The sequence below is a fragment of the Nocardiopsis dassonvillei subsp. dassonvillei DSM 43111 genome, from assembly GCF_000092985.1.
In the GTDB taxonomy this organism is placed as follows: domain Bacteria; phylum Actinomycetota; class Actinomycetes; order Streptosporangiales; family Streptosporangiaceae; genus Nocardiopsis; species Nocardiopsis dassonvillei.
In genome coordinates, this window is the sequence record NC_014210.1 from 3,491,066 (window position 1) to 3,506,317 (window position 15,252).

General features: G+C 73.6%; 16 protein-coding genes. 7 read left to right on the top strand and 9 right to left on the bottom strand.

The features are described from left to right. Genes NDAS_RS14385 through NDAS_RS14395 form a run of 3 tightly spaced genes read left to right on the top strand, consistent with a single transcriptional unit; the run spans window position 1 to window position 3,013 of the window. Window positions 1-777 carry an SDR family oxidoreductase gene (locus NDAS_RS14385; protein ID WP_013153936.1) on the top strand — a complete coding sequence of 259 codons (777 nt, stop codon included), beginning with the start codon at window positions 1-3 and terminating at the stop codon, window positions 775-777. Next, window positions 774-1,799: a phosphotransferase family protein gene (locus tag NDAS_RS14390; protein ID WP_013153937.1), complete on the top strand. Its 1,026-nt coding sequence runs from the start codon at window positions 774-776 to the stop codon at window positions 1,797-1,799. Before NDAS_RS14385 ends, NDAS_RS14390 begins: the two co-directional genes overlap by 4 nt. A gap of 2 nt (window positions 1,800-1,801) precedes the next feature. Further along, complete coding sequence (locus tag NDAS_RS14395; protein ID WP_013153938.1) at window positions 1,802-3,013, top strand: acyl-CoA dehydrogenase family protein; 1,212 nt, start codon at window positions 1,802-1,804, stop codon at window positions 3,011-3,013. A gap of 80 nt (window positions 3,014-3,093) precedes the next feature. On the opposite strand, the gene NDAS_RS14400 is transcribed toward NDAS_RS14395, so the two are convergent. The 3 genes from NDAS_RS14400 to NDAS_RS14410 form a co-directional block, all read right to left on the bottom strand. Continuing rightward, window positions 3,094-3,708 (bottom strand): TetR/AcrR family transcriptional regulator, encoded by a 615-nt coding sequence (locus NDAS_RS14400; protein WP_013153939.1) that lies wholly within the window; start codon window positions 3,706-3,708, stop codon window positions 3,094-3,096. A gap of 99 nt (window positions 3,709-3,807) precedes the next feature. Beyond that, entirely contained in the window at window positions 3,808-4,563 is a 756-nt protein-coding gene (locus NDAS_RS29705) for an HD domain-containing protein (protein WP_013153940.1), read from the bottom strand. 61 nt (window positions 4,564-4,624) lie between these two features. Beyond that, the gene (locus NDAS_RS14410; RefSeq protein WP_013153941.1) at window positions 4,625-5,041 is read right to left on the bottom strand and encodes a VOC family protein; all 417 of its coding nucleotides are present in this window, start codon (window positions 5,039-5,041) and stop codon (window positions 4,625-4,627) included. A gap of 85 nt (window positions 5,042-5,126) precedes the next feature. Here NDAS_RS14410 and NDAS_RS14415 point away from each other — a divergent pair, with 85 nt between their 5' ends. Continuing rightward, entirely contained in the window at window positions 5,127-5,723 is a 597-nt protein-coding gene (locus NDAS_RS14415) for a TetR/AcrR family transcriptional regulator (RefSeq protein ID WP_013153942.1), read from the top strand. 93 nt (window positions 5,724-5,816) lie between these two features. Then, window positions 5,817-6,308, top strand: a complete 492-nt coding sequence (locus NDAS_RS14420) for a GbsR/MarR family transcriptional regulator (protein ID WP_013153943.1) — start codon at window positions 5,817-5,819, stop codon at window positions 6,306-6,308. A 13-nt stretch (window positions 6,309-6,321) separates the two neighbouring features. Here NDAS_RS14420 and NDAS_RS14425 read toward each other — a convergent pair whose 3' ends face one another. Genes NDAS_RS14425 through NDAS_RS14440 form a run of 4 tightly spaced genes read right to left on the bottom strand, consistent with a single transcriptional unit; the run spans window position 6,322 to window position 10,269 of the window. Next, entirely contained in the window at window positions 6,322-7,104 is a 783-nt protein-coding gene (locus NDAS_RS14425) for an ABC transporter ATP-binding protein (protein ID WP_013153944.1), read from the bottom strand. After that, window positions 7,101-8,207 carry a FecCD family ABC transporter permease gene (locus NDAS_RS14430; protein WP_013153945.1) on the bottom strand — a complete coding sequence of 369 codons (1,107 nt, stop codon included), beginning with the start codon at window positions 8,205-8,207 and terminating at the stop codon, window positions 7,101-7,103. Before NDAS_RS14430 ends, NDAS_RS14425 begins: the two co-directional genes overlap by 4 nt. Then, on the bottom strand, window positions 8,204-9,229 hold the full coding sequence (locus NDAS_RS14435; RefSeq protein ID WP_013153946.1) for a FecCD family ABC transporter permease: 1,026 nt from the start codon (window positions 9,227-9,229) through the stop codon (window positions 8,204-8,206). The genes NDAS_RS14430 and NDAS_RS14435 overlap by 4 nt, the downstream gene beginning before the upstream one ends. Before the next feature lie 8 nt (window positions 9,230-9,237). Beyond that, window positions 9,238-10,269: an iron-siderophore ABC transporter substrate-binding protein gene (locus NDAS_RS14440; protein WP_041553181.1), complete on the bottom strand. Its 1,032-nt coding sequence runs from the start codon at window positions 10,267-10,269 to the stop codon at window positions 9,238-9,240. A 290-nt stretch (window positions 10,270-10,559) separates the two neighbouring features. Between NDAS_RS14440 and NDAS_RS14445 the strand changes: the two genes are divergently transcribed. Continuing rightward, window positions 10,560-10,784: a hypothetical protein gene (locus tag NDAS_RS14445; RefSeq protein ID WP_013153948.1), complete on the top strand. Its 225-nt coding sequence runs from the start codon at window positions 10,560-10,562 to the stop codon at window positions 10,782-10,784. Between the two features lie 232 nt (window positions 10,785-11,016). Here NDAS_RS14445 and NDAS_RS14450 read toward each other — a convergent pair whose 3' ends face one another. Beyond that, a complete protein-coding gene (locus NDAS_RS14450; RefSeq protein ID WP_013153949.1) occupies window positions 11,017-12,690 on the bottom strand; it encodes a glycoside hydrolase family 13 protein in 1,674 nt (557 codons plus the stop codon). A 248-nt stretch (window positions 12,691-12,938) separates the two neighbouring features. Between NDAS_RS14450 and NDAS_RS14455 the strand changes: the two genes are divergently transcribed. After that, window positions 12,939-13,745 (top strand): cyclase family protein, encoded by an 807-nt coding sequence (locus tag NDAS_RS14455; protein ID WP_013153950.1) that lies wholly within the window; start codon window positions 12,939-12,941, stop codon window positions 13,743-13,745. 216 nt (window positions 13,746-13,961) lie between these two features. On the opposite strand, the gene NDAS_RS14460 is transcribed toward NDAS_RS14455, so the two are convergent. Continuing rightward, window positions 13,962-15,182 carry a PP2C family protein-serine/threonine phosphatase gene (locus NDAS_RS14460; RefSeq protein ID WP_013153951.1) on the bottom strand — a complete coding sequence of 407 codons (1,221 nt, stop codon included), beginning with the start codon at window positions 15,180-15,182 and terminating at the stop codon, window positions 13,962-13,964. Window positions 15,183-15,252 lie beyond the last annotated feature (70 nt).

The following is a 15,252-nucleotide window of genomic DNA, read 5'->3' on the forward strand; positions in this document are numbered from 1 at the left end:
ATGGACCTGACCGACACCGGGGCCGTGGTCACCGGCGCGGGCAACGGCATCGGCGCCGCGATCGCGCGCAGGCTCGCCGGAGCCGGGGCGCGCGTGGTGGTCAACGACCTGGACGCGGGCGCGGCCGAGGCCGTGGCCGCCGAGATCGGCGGGGTGGCCGTTCCCGGAGACGCCGCCGGCGAGGCGGGCGTCACCGCGCTCGTGGCCGAGGCCGGGGCGCACCTGGGCGGCATCGACCTGTACGTGGCCAACGCGGGCGTGGGCGTGGGCGGCGGCCCCGAGGCCCCGGAGTCCGACTGGGACCTGGCCTGGCAGGTCAACGTGATGGCCCACGTGCGCGCCGCCCGCGAGCTGGTGCCCGGCTGGCTGGAGCGCGGACGGGGCCGTTTCCTGACCACGGTGTCGGCCGCGGGCCTGCTCACGATGCTGGGCAGCGCGCCGTACTCGGTGACCAAGCACGCCGCTCTGGCCTTCGGCGAGTGGATGTCGGCCACCTACGGCGACCGCGGGATCACCGTGCAGTGCGTGTGTCCGATGGGCGTGCGCACCAACCTGCTGGAGAGCAGCGGCGACACCGGCAGGGCCATCCTGTCCCCGGAGGCGATCACCCCCGAGGAGGTCGCCGACGCGGTGATGGTCGGCCTGGCCGACGGGCGCTTCCTGATCCTGCCGCACCCCCAGGTCGCCGACCACTACGCGGCCCGGGCCGACGACACCGACCGCTGGCTCGCGGGGATGCGCCGCCTCCAGGCCAGGGTCTTCGAGGAGCGGGCGTGAGCGGCGAACACACGGACGCGCTCCCGGGCCTGGACCTGGTCGGCCTGCGCGCCTACCTGGACGCGGCCGTGCCCGGCCTGGTCTCGGGCCCCCTGGAGGGCCGGGTGGTCGCGGGCGGCAAGTCCAACCTGACCTACGTGGTCACCGACGGCGCGGGCAGCTGGGTGGTGCGCCGCCCCCCGCTGGGCCACGTGCTGGCCACCGCGCACGACATGCCCCGCGAGTACCGGGTGATGAGCGCGCTGCGCGACACCGCCGTGCCCGTCCCCCGCACACACGTCCTGTGCGAGGACGCCGAGGTGCTGGGCGCGCCGTTCTACGTCATGGAACACGTGGCGGGCACCCCCTTCCGCACCCGCGACGAGATCGCCCCGCTGGGCGCCGAGGGCGTCCGCGGCCTGGCCGAGGCGCTGATCGCCACCCTGGGCGAGCTGCACGCGGTGGAGCCCGAGGAGGTCGGGCTGGGCGACTTCGGCCGCCCGCGGGGGTTCCTGGAACGCCAGGTGCGCCGCTGGGGCAAGCAGCTGGAGGCCTCCCGCAGCCGGGACATCCCCGGCATCGACGAGCTGCACGAGAGGCTCGCCGCGACGCTGCCCGAGCAGTCGGCGCCCGCGATCGTGCACGGCGACTACCGCCTGGACAACGTGCTGGTCACCTCCGGAGGTCGCATCAACGCGGTCCTGGACTGGGAGATGGCCACGCTCGGCGACCCGCTCGTGGACCTGGGCCTGATGCTCGTCTACCAGGCGCAGCCCGTGGGCGTGGGCGCCGTGCCCGCCACCTCCGCCGAGGGCTACCCCTCCCCCGAGGAGCTGGTGGGCATGTACGCCGCCGCGACCGGCCGCGACGTGTCCCGGCTGGGCTGGTACGTGGCCCTGGGCTGCTTCAAGCTCGCGGTGATCGCCGAGGGCATCCACTTCCGCCACAGCCGGGGACTGACCGTCGGAGCGGGCTTCGACCGGATCGGCGAGGTGGTCGCGCCCCTGGTGGAGCGCGCCCACACCATGCTCGAGGAGGACTGAATATGGACTTCGCCCACGACAGCGAGACCGAGGAACTGCGCGAACGGCTGCTCGCCTTCATGGACGAGCGCGTCTACCCGGCCGAGGCGGTGCTGGAGGAGCAGCTGGCCGTGCGCGAGGACCGCTGGTCCACCGCGCCGGTGGTGCGCGAGCTCCAGGCCGAGGCGCGCGAGCGCGGGCTGTGGAACCTGTTCCTGGCGGGCCACCCCGAACACGGCGGCCTGCCCAACCTGCGGTACGCGCCGCTGGCGGAGATCACCGGGCGCAGTCCGCGCCTGGCGCCGATCGCGCTCAACTGCGCCGCGCCCGACACCGGGAACATGGAGGTGCTGACGATGTTCGGCACCCCCGAGCAGCGCGAGCGCTGGTTGGAGCCCCTGCTCGACGCCCGGATCCGGTCGGCGTTCGCGATGACCGAGCCCGCGGTGGCCTCCTCCGACGCCACCAACATCACCACCAGCATCGTCCGCGACGGCGACGAGTACGTGGTCAACGGACGCAAGTGGTACATCACCGGGGCCCTCAACCCCGAGTGCGCCGTGTTCATCGTGATGGGCAAGACCGACCCCGAAGCCGAGCGGCACAGGCAGCAGAGCATGGTGCTGGTGCCGCGCGACACCCCCGGGCTGACGGTCAGGCGGGGCATGACGGTGTACGGCTACGACGACAGCGACCACGGCGGCCACGCCGAGGTCGTGTTCGAGGACGTGCGGGTGCCCGCCTCGAACCTGGTCGGCGGCGAGGGCGAGGGGTTCGCCATCGCCCAGGCCCGGCTGGGGCCGGGCCGCATCCACCACTGCATGCGCGGCATCGGCATGGCCGAGCGCGCCCTGGAGCTCACCTGCCGCCGGGTGCTGGACCGCGTGGCCTTCGGGAGGCCGCTGGCCGAACAGGGCGTGGTCCGCGAGTGGATCGCCGAGGCGCGCGTGGCCATCGAGCAGCTGCGGCTGCTGGTGCTCAAGACCGCGTACCTGATGGACACCGTGGGCAACAGGGGCGCGCACACCGAGATCCAGGCGATCAAGATCGCCACCCCGCGCACGGTGGAGTGGATCCTGGACAAGGCGATCCAGGCGCACGGCGCGGCCGGGGTCAGCCAGGACCTGCCCCTGGCCGGATGGCTGGCGGGGGTGCGGTCGCTGCGGCTGGCCGACGGGCCCGACGAGGTGCACCTGCGCTCGCTGGGCCGCGCGGAGCTGCGCAAGTACCGCTAGCGGCGCGTGCGCACCCCGGGGAGCGCACGAGGGGGCCGGACGCGTCGCGTCCGGCCCCCTCGCCGTCGGGTCCCCCGCGCTCAGGCCCCGGGGCGCAGCCCCGCCACGAGCAGGTCGGCGAAGTGGCGCCCCACGTCCTCGCCGCTGAGCGCGCCGCCCGGGTGGTACCAGGTGCTCAGGTGGTGCACCGAGCCGAAGAAGTAGTTCACCACCAGGTCGGCGGAGACGTCGGTGCGAAAGACCCCCTCGTCCTGCCCCTGGGCGACCATGTCCCGGAAGATCTCGTGGTAGCGGCGGCGCTCGGCGCGCACGGCGCGCCGCTTGTCCTCGCTCAGCTGGTGCATGGAGCGGAAGAAGATGACGGTGTCGTCGAGGTTGGCGACGCTGGTGACGATGACGTCGGCCGCGGCGGCGTGCACGCGGTCGGCCACCGGCTCGTCCCGCGAGGCGATCCGCACCAGGTGCTCGGTCTGCATGCGCAGCACGCGGGCGTAGACCTCGTAGAGCAGGTCGTCCTTGGAGCCGAAGTAGTGGTACATGGCGCCCTTGGTGACGCCCGCAGCGGCCACGACCTCCTGCACGGAGGTGCCCTCGTAACCGTTGGAGGCGAACAGGCGCGTCGCCGCCCCAAGGAGGCGCTCGGGTACCGATCCGGTCGGTGTGTCGGCCTCGGCCGTCCGCTGTCCTCGCGCCATGTGCTGCCCCCGCCTCGTGCCCCGTCAGTCCCGGAAATACCGGCCGGAACAGCATACCGACCGGCTGGTACCCGACGCCACGCACACGGATGCCGTCGCTCACACCACCCTCAGGTCGACCTTGCGCCCGTCGGGGTCGGTGAGCACGCGGCGCCCCGGCTCCAGGGGCGGGACGGCGCGGTCCCCTCGCACGGTGAACCCGAGGCGCGCCGCGCCCGTGGAGCGCTCGGCGGTGGCCGGGTAGATCTCGACGACCGCGCCGCCGTCCAGTTCGGCCGCGTGGTGTTCGGGCCCGGAGCCGTGGCGCTCGCGGACGAAGCGCAGACCGAGCCCGGTGTAGAAGGCGCGGCACTCCTCGACCCGGCCGGTGTGGAGGACCAGGAGCGTGCCACGCGGGAGCGCCGCTTCGGGGAGCCCGTCCTCCTGCGGGCCCTCCTCCAGGATCCGCCGGGCGCGGGCGTACTTGGCGCGCAGCCGCCGCGCCCGTTCGTCGGGCAGCAGGGCCAGGCGGCGCTCGTCGGAGTTGTGGGCGTTGTCAGCGAGCTTGACCAGCCTGCCCAGCGGGTCGGCGGCGGCGCGGCGCACCATCTCCTCGTAGGGCTCCCCCGGGCGCCGGGTCACCGACTCCACCGCGCGCACGACCTCCTCCGGGCACCCCCGCGCGCGCAGGTCGTCGGCGGTGATCGGGGTGTCCTCCAGCACGTCGTGCAGCACTCCGGCCGCCTGGGCGCGCTCTCCGTGCCCGGCGAGCAGGTCGCGCACCGCGAACACGTGCTCGGCGTAGGGCCGGCCGGCCCGGTCGACCTGCCCGGCGTGGGCCTCCTCCGCCAGGCGCGAGGCCTGTTCCAGCGTCATCGCCACCGCCTCCACCCCCCGTCACGCCGACGGTACCGGGCGCGCGGGGACCGGACGGCCCTCACCCCCGCACGAAGTTGTCCCCGTACTCCTCCGAGGGCGCCACGGGCGTGATGACGTCGACCAGCACCCCGCCGGGGTCGGCCACGATGAAGTGCCGCTGGCCGAACGCCTCGGTGCGGATCCCCAGTTCGGGCCGCAGGCCGCCGCGCACCACCAGGCGCTCCCACTCGGCGTCCACGTCCTCCACCTCGAAGTTGAGCAGCAGGCCCTGCACGGGCCTGCGGTAGCCCTCGGGGACGGTGGGGTGCCCGGGGTCGAGCAGGGCCAGTTCGTACTCGGGCGGGCCGGGCCTGCGCAGGCTCACGTACCAGTCGGCGGCGAAGGTCTCCTCGAAGCCGAACAGGCCGACGTAGAAGTCGCGGCACTCGGCCAGACGGGGCGTGCCGAGCACCGGATAGAAGCTGCTGAGCCGCATGGAATCCACCTTTCACGTACCTTCGGTATGTGAAGATACGCTATTGGCATACCTTCGGTATGTCAACAAGGGGGAGGTCGGGTACATGGCCGCGGAACCGGGCAGCCGCGCGCGGCAGCGCGAGCGCACCAGACGCGTCCTGCTGGGCGAGGCCCGCAGGCTGTTCGCCGCGCACGGGTACGGCGGGGTGGGACTGGCCCGGATCGTGGCGGACTCCGCGGTCACCAAGGGCGCCCTGTACCACCACTTCGAGGGCAAGCCGGACCTGTTCCGCGCGGTCCTGGAGGAGGTGCAGTCCGAGGTCGGCGACGCCGTGGCGCGGGCGGCGGACGCGCACGCCGACCCGTGGGACCGGCTGACCGCCGGGTGCCGGGCCTTCCTCACCGCCAGCACCGCGCCGGACGTGCGGCGGATCATGCTGGTGGACGGGCCCGCCGTGCTGGGCTGGAGCACCTGGCGGGCCCTGGACGAGGCCGCCTCGGCCCGCCACCTGGCCGAGGCGCTCTCCGCGCTGGTCGGGGCGGGCGTCCTGGAGCCGGGGCCGGTCGCGCCCGTGGCCCACCTGCTCTCGGGTGCGATGAACGAGGCCGCGCTGTGGCTGGCCGACAGCGACGACCCCGAAGACCTGGAGCGGGTGTGGGAGGCGTTGTCGCGCATGCTGGAGTCCCTGCGCCGCACCTGAACCCCGTCCGCCCCCGGCCGACGCCGGACGGGGGCGGACGGAGCCCTCGGTCAGCGCCCGGAACGCCCCGTGTCAGGCGCTATCGTGGCCCCCATGGCGGAGAGCAGGCGCACGGACGAGGACACGGGGTTCCGCGACGACTTCGTCGGGCGCTTCTCCGAGTACTGGCAGTCGCAGGGCCGTCCCCGCGCCGAGGGCCGCATCGTGGGCTACCTGCTCGTCGCCGACCGCGAGGCGGTGAGCGCCGAGGAGATCGCCGACGGCGCCCGGGTCAGCCGGGGATCGGTGTCGCAGTCGGTGCGCCGTTTGCGCGAGATGGGCTTCGTGGAGCTGGTCCCCGCCCCCGGGAGCCGCTCGCGGCTGGTGGCCATGGACGAGGACGTCTGGGGCGGGTTCCTGCGCAACGAGCGCTCCTACCTGCGGCGGCAGAGGGAACTCGCGGCGTCGGCGCTGGAGCGCCTGCCCGGCCTGAGCCCGCCCGCGCGCACCCGGCTGCGCAACATGCACGACTACATGACCTGGCTGGACGAGTACCACGACACCCTGCTCTCCTCCTGGGAGGAGTACAAGGCCCGACGGCGCTGAGGGCCCTGAGGGCTCAGACGCGCTCGTGCGGGATGACCAGCGGCGTGCGGGTGCGCGGGTCGGGCACCACGTCGCAGGGCAGCCCGAACACCTCCCCCACCAGGCGGGCGGTCACGACCTCCTCCGGAGGGCCGTCGGCGACCACCCTGCCCGCGTCCATCAGCACCAGGCGGGTGGCGAACCGGGCGGCCTGGGCCAGGTCGTGCAGGACCGCGACCACCGTGCGCCCCCGGCGGTGCAGGTCGGCGAACAGCTCCAGCAGGTCGTACTGGTGGGCGATGTCCAGGTAGGTGGTGGGCTCGTCCAGCAGCAGGACGCCGGTGTCCTGCGCCAGGACCATCGCCACCCAGGCGCGCTGGCGCTGGCCGCCCGAGAGGGAGCCCACCTGGGTGTCGGCGAGGTCGGTCAGCCCGGTCAGCTCCAGCGCGCGGCCGATCGCCGTCTCGTCCTGGGGGCTCCACTGGCGCACCAGCGTGTGGTAGGGGAAGCGGCCGCGGGCGGCCAGGGCCCGCACGGTGATGCCCTCGGGGGCGGTCGGGCTCTGCGGCAGCAGCGCCATCTGGCGCGCGACCGCCTTGGCGCGCTGGCCGCGCACGTCACTGCCGTGCAGCAGCACCCGCCCCGACATCGGCTTGTTCACCCGCCCCAGGGCCTTGAGCAGTGTGGACTTGCCGCAGCCGTTGGGGCCGACGATGACGGTGAACTCGCCCTCGGCCACCCCCAGGTCGAGGTCGCGCACGACCGGTTCGGCCCCGTACCCCAGGGTCAGGCCCTCCGCGGACAGCACCAGACTCACAGCACACCCTTTCGCCATTCACGAATCAGCAGGTAGCCCAGGTAGACGCCGCCGAGCCCCATGGTGAAGACGCCGACCGGCAGCCCGTCCCCGACCGGGGACTGCTGGACGGCCAGATCCGCCGCCACCAGCAGCAGGGCCCCGACCAGGGCCGACAGCACCATGTTGGGGCCCGGCACGGCGGAGAGCCGGCGCGCGATCTGCGGCGCGGTCAGGGACACGAACGCGATCGGACCGGCCACGCTCACCGCGGCCGCGGACAGCACCACCGACAGGCAGACGGCGGCGGTGCGCGTGGTGGAGGCCCGCGCGCCGAGGGAGTCGGCGAGCTCGTCGCCCATCTCGTTGAGGGAGACCGGTCCGGCCAGCGCCGCCACGAACGGCAGCGCCAGCAGCAGAACCGCCCAGATGGTGGTGGCGTGCTCCCAGGAGCGGGCGCCCAGACTGCCGTTGACGTAGGCGGACAGGACGCTGGCCTGGTCGCGGGCCATCACGGACACGACGAAGTGGGTGAAGGCCTGCGCCATGGCGGCCACCCCGATGCCCGCCACGATCAGGCGGCCGGGGTGGCGCAGTCCGGTGCCGGTCACCGTGGCCACGACGACCATGGCCAGGGCGGCACCGGCGAGGGCGCCCAGCGGCACGGGGAGCACACCGGGCAGGACGAGGGCGGCGAAGGCCGCGCCCGCCCCGGCACCGGCGCCGAGGCCGATGACGTCGGGGCTGCCCAGGGGGTTGCGGGTGACGGACTGGAAGAGCGCGCCCGCCAGGCCCAGGGCGGCGCCCGTGCCCGCGGCCACCACCAGCCGGGGACCGCGCAGCCGTTCGAGCACGAAGGTCTCGGTGGCCTCGCCCCCGCCCGTCAGGACCGCGGGCAGCCGGGTCAGGGGCACGCCGAGCCGTCCGAGGGCGAGCGTGGCGGCCGCGGCGGCGACCAGCAGGAGCAGGAGTCCGGCCGCCCACAGCAGCGAGCGCCGGTGGACGGGCAGCGCGACCGGGCCCAGCCTCAGCACGGGCGGGGAGGCCTTCAGGGGTCGGGCGCGCCCGTGCTCTGGCCGGGCCGGGCCCGCCGGGGCCGGGGACGTGCGGGTGGTTCGGGTCATGGGGTACTCCGCATCCTGCGGACCGCGTACAACAGGACGGGCGCACCGACGAACGCGGTGACGACGCCGACCATGAGTTCGGTGGGGCGCACGATGGTGCGGCCGACGACGTCGGCGAGCAGCAGCAGGGTCGGGCCCACCAGCAGCGCGAAGGGCACCTGCGCGCGGAAGTCGACACCGACCAGGGCACGCACCACGTGCGGCACGGCCAGGCCGACGAAGGCGATGGGCCCGGCGGCCGCGGTGGCCCCGGCGGCGAGCAGGGTTCCCGCGACGAGCCCGGCCGAGCGGATCCACACCGTGTTGGCGCCGGTGGCGATCGCGGCCTCCTCCCCCAGGGCCAGGGCGTTGAGGCCGCCGCAGACCACGAGGGCGAGCAGGACGCCGACGCCGATGACCGGCAGCACGGACAGGATGACGTCGTAGTCGCGCCCGGCCAGGGAGCCGACCACCCAGTAGCGGTAGCTGTCGAAGGTCTCGGGCAGGCTCAGGGCCACCGCCTGGACGTAGGCGGTGAGCACGGCGGAGACCACCGCGCCCGCCAGGACCAGGCGCACCATGCCGCCGTCGCCGCCGCGACTGCCCACCGTGTAGGCGGCCAACCCCGCGACCAGGGCCCCGGGCAGCGCCCACCAGACCGTCGCGGTGACCGAGGTGGGGCCGAACAGCGCGGTGGCCGTGACCACCGCGGCGGCGGCCCCGGCGTTGACGCCCAGCAGGCCGGGGTCGGCGAGGGGGTTGCGGGTGATGCCCTGCATGAGGGTGCCCGCCAGGGCCAGGGCGGCCCCGGCCACCACCCCCAGGACGGTGCGCGGGTAGCGGCTCTCCACCACCGTGGTGGTGAAGGAGTCCGCCCCGCCGGTGATCGCCGCCCACACGTCGGCGACCGGTGTGGGCCTGCTGCCCATGACGAGGCTGAGCAGGACCGCACCCGCCAGCGCGGCGACGCCCGCACCGAGCACGAGCGCGGTGCGGGCGGGACGCGTGCGGGGCGCGGCCGCGGATGTCTTCGCCCTGACCATGGAGGTGCTTAGCTCTCGATGTTCTGGACGGCCTCTTCGATCATGGGCACGTAGCGGTCGATGACCCAGGGGACGGTCAGCGGGTTGATGATCGAGGAGGCGGTGACGAAGGAGTTGTCCTCGGAGGCGACCACGGCGCCGCTCTCGACGGCGGGGATGGCCGCGTACAGCTCCTGGGCCTCGATCTCGGCGCGGGTCTCGGGGTCGCTGTAGAACGTGAAGAGCAGGTCGCTCCCGGAGAGCTGGTCGGCGTTCTCCAGGCCGATGATGGCCGAGTCGGTGCCCTCGGTCTCGGGGAAGGTCTCCACGACCGGGTCGACGGTCAGGCCCAGCCCGCGGACCATGGCCACGCGCTGCTCGTCGGGCAGGAACACGCCGAGCGTGCCGGGGCCGTCGGTGTAGACGTAGGAGAAGGTCAGGTCGGCGAACTGCTCGTTGGCCGCCGCGGCCTCGTCGAACTGCGTCTCGATGTCCTGGATGAGGCCCTGGGCCTCCTCGGGCTGGCCGAGCGCCTCGCCGATGATCTCGATCTGCTGGTCCCAGTCGGTGCTCCAGGGCAGCTCGGGGTAGGCGACCGTGGGGGCGATGTCGCTCAGGATGTCGTACTGCTCCTGGGTGACGCCGGACCAGGGGGCGAGGATGACGTCGGGCTCCAGCTCGATGATGGCCTCGAAGTCGATGTCGTCGGCGCCGGTGAACTGGGTGGGCAGCTCCTCGCCCGCCTCGGTGACCGCCTCGTGGATCCACGGCAGGTAGCCGGTGTCGTCGCTGCCCCACTCGTAGCTCTCGACACCGACGGGCACGACGCCGAGGGCGATGGCGGTCTCGGCGGAGCCCTGGCCGAGGGTGACCACGCGCTCGGGCTGCTCGGGGATCTCGGCGGTGCCCAGGGCGCTGTCGATGCTGACCGGGAACTGGCCGCCGGCGGTGTCGCCGCCGCTCTCACCGGTGCTCTCCTCCGCGCTGCCGCACGAGGTGAGGCCGACGGCGAGGAGGGTGGTGAAGGCGATGCCGCTGACACGGCGAAGGGTGGAGGCCATGCTCACACTGCTTTCTTCGTCATGGGGAGTGGCCGCGCCGTGTTCGGGCGGGCCGTTTCCGCGCATGGGGCGTCCCGAGGGGAAACACGGAGGACAGAACGGGAGGATCCCGGCGAAACCAAGGTTAGTCTAACCTCACTCGGTTCGGATTTCAAAAGTTCTGAACTCCGGACGCGGGCCCCGTCCGCCGCTCCCTGCCCCCACCTGACGCAGCCTTGACCTGCCATGGAGCTTGTCCGAGATCTCCTCGGGAAGTGCCTCTAGAGGCAACCACCAACGCGAGGAGCACCATGATCGCCAAACTGTCCCAGATGGGCGTCACGTCCGAGATGGCCTACGGAGCCGGGCTCGCCTCCATCGGACTCAGCTTCCTGAGCTGGGCCACCTCCCTGAAGAAGGAGGAGGGTACCGGGCTGGCCCGCGCCGACCGGTGGGGAATCTTCATCGGTGAGTGGGCGCCCACCTTCTTCGCGATCGGCGTCGCGCTTCGGCTGGAGGAGTCCACGAAGAAGTAGGGCCGCGCCGCGGCGTCCGGGGACCCGGACGCGACGCGGGCGGACGGGTCGCGCGCCCGGTCGGAGCCGCTCCGGCCGGGCGCGACGCGTGTGCGGCGCCGACCGCAGCGCCGTGCGCCTCCGCGCCGGTGGGGACGGGCCGCGTACCGGTTCCCCGCCCCTCGCACGCCCCCACACCGCGACAGGGTCCGGGTTCCGCCGCCCCGGGGAGGGGACCGGCGTCCGCCCCCGCTCAGCGGCCTCCCAGGTGGACGCGGGCCTCCCAGGGCCGCAGCGGCGCGAAGGCGCCCTCGTCGGGGTGGTTGCCGATCAGGCGGACCGGGTCGCGCCCGGCGGCGGAGGGGTCCAGCTCCAGCGGCACCGTCCGCGCGCTCCAGTTGGCCACCACCAGCAGCACCCGGTCGTCGAGGACCCTCCGGTAGGCGTAGACCGCCGGGTCGTCCTCCAGCAGCGGCTCGAATCGGCCGTGCACGACCACCGGGTGCTCCCGGCGCAGCGCGATGAGCCGCCGGTAGTAGTGGAAGACCGAGTCCGGGTCGGCCACGGCGGCCTCGGCGTTGATCTCGGTGTGGTTGGGGTTGATCGCGATCCACGGGGTTCCGGTGGTGAAACCGGCGCCCGGCGAGGCGTCCCACTGCATGGGCGTGCGCGCGTTGTCGCGGCTCATCCGGGCGATGGCCGCCATCGCCTCCCCCGGGTCGGCCCTGCCCGTGTCCACCACCGCGCGGTGGTGGTTGAGCGTCTCCACGTCGCGGTAGTCGGCGATGTCGCCCATGTGGGCGTTGGTCATGCCCAGTTCCTCGCCCTGGTAGACGTAGGGCGTGCCCCGCATCATGTGCAGGGTCGTGGCCAGCGCCGTGGCCGACGCCACCCGGTGGTCCTCGTCGCCGAAGCGCGACACCACCCGGGGCTGGTCGTGGTTGTTCCAGTACAGGCTGTTCCACCCGCGCTCGCCCATGCCGGTCTGCCACCGGTTGAGGGACTCCCGCAGGCGGCGCAGGTCCGGGGGCCGGGGGTCGAACTTGCCGCCGGGCCCGTGGTCCAGGTCCATGTGCTCGAACTGGAAGACCATGGACAGCTCGCGCCGCTCGGGCATGGTGTGCAGCAGGGCCTGCTCCACGTCCACTCCGGGCATCTCGCCCACGGTGAGCACGTCGCGGCCCTCGAACACCTCCCGGTGCATCTCGTGCAGGAACTCGTGCAGGCGGGGGCCGTTGACGGCGTGGTCGGCGAAGATCCCGTGGTCCCCCGCCAGGGGCCCGTCGGGTATCTCGGGGGTCTTGGAGACGAAGTTGATGACGTCCATGCGGAAGCCGTCGGCGCCGCGGTCCAGCCACCAGCGCGCCACGTCGTGCACCGCCGAGCGGACCCTGGGGTTCTCCCAGTTCAGGTCGGGCTGGCGGCGGGTGAACAGGTGCAGGTAGTACTCGCCGCTGGTCTCGTCGCGGGTCCAGGCGGGACCGGAGAAGACCGACCCCCAGTTGTTGGGCGGGCCTCCGTCGCGCCCGGGCCGCCAGAAGTAGAAGTCGCGGTGTTCGGGGTCCCCAGCGCGGGAGGCGGTGAACCAGGGGTGCTCGTCGCTGGTGTGGTTGACGACCAGGTCCATCACCAGGCGCATGCCGCGCCCGTGCAGTTCGTCGCGCAGGCGGTCCCAGTCGGCCAGGGTGCCGAACCGGGGGTGGATGTCCAGGTAGTCGCTGATGTCGTACCCGTTGTCGTCCCAGGGCGACGGGTAGACGGGCGACAGCCACACCACGTCCACGCCCAGCAGCTGGAGGTGGTCGAGTCTGTCGATGACGCCGGGCAGGTCGCCCACGCCGTCGCCGTCGCTGTCGTTGAAACTGCTCGGATAGATCTGGTAGACGACGCTGGACTTCCACCAGTCGGGGCTGCTCTCCAGGGGCACGGGCGTCCTCGGGTGCGTAGGGGGCGGGGAGGCGGGCCCCGGCGGTCGTCGGGTGTGGGGACCCGGTACCGGCAGTACCCGGCACGGGGGCGGCCGACACCGGCGGTCGCCCGGTTGTGGACGGGAGGCTTCGCCCCTCGCGTGGACCGGGGCCGCGGCGCGGAGTCGTCCCCGGGGGGTCGAGGACAGGTTGGCGGGCGCCGCCGACCGGGCATACGGGAAGCGACGCACACGACGAGGGAGAGCCCATGTGCCTGAACGGAACCGGTGAGACCGTCCGCTCGCGGAGCGGTGAGGCCGGGTCGGAGCCCGCCGGACCACCCGGGTCGCCGGGCCGCCCGCGCCCGTGGCCCACGGGCTTTCGCAGGGTGGCCGACCTCAGCCACGTGCTCTCCCCGACGATGCCCTCCTGGGGGGAGGACAAGCCCCGGCGAGAGAGCCTGGGCGATCCGGTACCCGAGGGCGAGTTCGGCTTCTACCTGCAGCAGTGGACGCTGAGCGAGCACTCGGGCACGCACCTGGACGCGCCGGGGCACGTGATCGGCGGCGGGCGGCTGGTCCCCGACATCCGGCCGGACGAACTCCTCGCCCCGGCGGCGGTGATCGACATCCGCGCCCGGGCGGCCGAGGACCCCGACACCACGGTGACGGTGGACGACGTGCTGGCCTTCGAGCGCGAGCACGGGCGGGTCCCGGCGGGTGCGGCGGTGCTGATGCACTCGGGGTGGAGCGCCCGGTGGGCGCAGGGCGACGAGGCGGTGCGCGGGGTGGCCGCGGACGGCTCCTGGCACTTCCCGGGGTTCGGCCCCGAGGCCTGCGAGTTCCTGATCGAGCGGCGCGGGGTGGTCGGGGTGGGAGTGGACACGCTGAGCACCGATCCGGGCGACTCCACCGACTTCCCCGCGCACGAGGTGGTGGGCAGAGCCGACCGCTGGGGGTTGGAGTCGCTGACCGGGCTGGAGCAGCTGCCGCCGAGCGGGGCGCTGATCAGCGTGGGGGTCATGCCCGGCCTGGACGCCTCCGGAGGGCCCAGCCGGGTTCTGGCCATGTGGTGAGGAAGCACCGTGGTGAGGAAGCACCGTGGTGAAGGGGCATCGCGGTGAGGCGGCAGGGCGGTGAAGGGGGTGTGGCGGGACGACCCCGTGGCGGAGGGGCACTGGGAGCAGGGGAGGGACGTGACGGGTCAGGCCCGTGGTGACCCGGCCCCGGCGCGGAGCGGTGACGTGTCCCCCCGAGCCACGGACACGGGGCGGGACTCGGGGCCGGGGAGGTCAGCAGCCCTCGACCCGGGGCATCACCCCGCCGTCGGGGCGCCACTCCAGCAGCATGATGGTGGCGTCGTCGGTGAAGCTGCCGCGCTGGTGGTCGTGGATGGCGTGGACCAGGCGCCGCAGCGTCTCCGGGGCGGGTTCGTCGGCGGCGGTGGCGCGGATGATGAAGTCGGCGAACCGTTCGAGGCCGAACATCCGCCCCTGGCTGTCGTGCGCCTCGGTCACCCCGTCGGTGTAGAGCAGGATCCGGTCGCCGGGTTCGAGCAGGACCCGGTGCACGGTGCGCGGTTCGGCCTCGCCGAGCACACCGCCGAGTCCGAGCGGCACCTCGGGGGTCCGCTCCAGTGCGTCCTCCAGCAGGAGTCCGCGCCGCAGGAGCAGGGGTGCGGGGTGGGCGCAGTTGACCCAGGCGAACTCCCCGGTGGACAGGTCCAGGGAGGTGAAGACGGCGGTGCAGAAGCGGTCGGGGAGCCAGGAGGTGAGCGCGCCCTCCACGCTGTCGGTGAGTTCGGCGAGGTCGGCGCCGTTGCGCCGGGCGTTGCGGATCCCGGCCATGGCCACGGACGCGGTCAGTCCGGAGGCCAGGTCGTGCCCCATTGCGTCGAGGATGGCGGCGTGCAGGGTCTCCTTGGTGATCGAGTGGTCGAAGGCGTCGCCGCCCAGACGGTAGGCGGGTTCGAGGACGGCGGTGGACACACCCCGCGAGGTGCCCAGGGTGCGGGGCGGCAGGAAGGCCCGCAGCATCTCGGTGCGCAGGTCCATCGCCTGGGTGCGGGTGTGGCGGACGTAGGTGTCGCTGTAGGCGCGTTTGGAGGTCACGACCAGGGCCAGCAGCGAGGCGAGCGCGTGGCAGCGGCGCAGGGTGGACTCGTCGAGCACGGGAGCGCTGATGTGCACGACCCCCATGCGGTCGGCGCCGTCGCGCAGGGGCAGCCACAGGCCCAGCTCGCCGTCGCCGCCCTCGACCAGCCGCAACGTCTCGGAGCGGTAGGCCTCCCCCGCCACGCTGGAGTCGACCTTGAGCGCCCGGCCGCCGAGCAGCGGGACGAGGAGTCGCTGTTGCAGGTCGACCAGGTACACGCAGATGCCGCTGAGTCCGATCCGCTCGCCGTAGCGGCCGGCGGCTTCGAGGACCTCGATCGGGGCGCACCCGTGCACGGACCTGACCAGTTCCTCGAACAGCTGCGTGGCCTCGGCGGCCGGGACTGTCGCGTCGTCCATGTGCCCACCTCCCCCGGCAGTCTCACACCGCGGGCTCGGGCGAGGGGGTCGCGGCAGCCGCGTGTCCCGT

What these genes read in the sequence shown, in the direction of transcription:
- NDAS_RS14385 (WP_013153936.1), top strand. Translation starts at nt 1, where the DNA reads ATGGACCTGACCGACACCGGGGCCGTGGTCACCGGCGCGGGCAACGGC.
- NDAS_RS14395 (WP_013153938.1), top strand. Translation starts at nt 1,802, where the DNA reads ATGGACTTCGCCCACGACAGCGAGACCGAGGAACTGCGCGAACGGCTG.
- NDAS_RS14400 (WP_013153939.1), bottom strand. Translation starts at nt 3,708, where the DNA reads ATGGCGCGAGGACAGCGGACGGCCGAGGCCGACACACCGACCGGATCG.
- NDAS_RS29705 (WP_013153940.1), bottom strand. Translation starts at nt 4,563, where the DNA reads ATGACGCTGGAACAGGCCTCGCGCCTGGCGGAGGAGGCCCACGCCGGG.
- NDAS_RS14410 (WP_013153941.1), bottom strand. Translation starts at nt 5,041, where the DNA reads ATGCGGCTCAGCAGCTTCTATCCGGTGCTCGGCACGCCCCGTCTGGCC.
- NDAS_RS14415 (WP_013153942.1), top strand. Translation starts at nt 5,127, where the DNA reads ATGGCCGCGGAACCGGGCAGCCGCGCGCGGCAGCGCGAGCGCACCAGA.
- NDAS_RS14420 (WP_013153943.1), top strand. Translation starts at nt 5,817, where the DNA reads ATGGCGGAGAGCAGGCGCACGGACGAGGACACGGGGTTCCGCGACGAC.
- NDAS_RS14430 (WP_013153945.1), bottom strand. Translation starts at nt 8,207, where the DNA reads ATGACCCGAACCACCCGCACGTCCCCGGCCCCGGCGGGCCCGGCCCGG.
- NDAS_RS14435 (WP_013153946.1), bottom strand. Translation starts at nt 9,229, where the DNA reads ATGGTCAGGGCGAAGACATCCGCGGCCGCGCCCCGCACGCGTCCCGCC.
- NDAS_RS14440 (WP_041553181.1), bottom strand. Translation starts at nt 10,269, where the DNA reads ATGGCCTCCACCCTTCGCCGTGTCAGCGGCATCGCCTTCACCACCCTC.
- NDAS_RS14445 (WP_013153948.1), top strand. Translation starts at nt 10,560, where the DNA reads ATGATCGCCAAACTGTCCCAGATGGGCGTCACGTCCGAGATGGCCTAC.
- NDAS_RS14455 (WP_013153950.1), top strand. Translation starts at nt 12,939, where the DNA reads ATGTGCCTGAACGGAACCGGTGAGACCGTCCGCTCGCGGAGCGGTGAG.
- NDAS_RS14460 (WP_013153951.1), bottom strand. Translation starts at nt 15,182, where the DNA reads ATGGACGACGCGACAGTCCCGGCCGCCGAGGCCACGCAGCTGTTCGAG.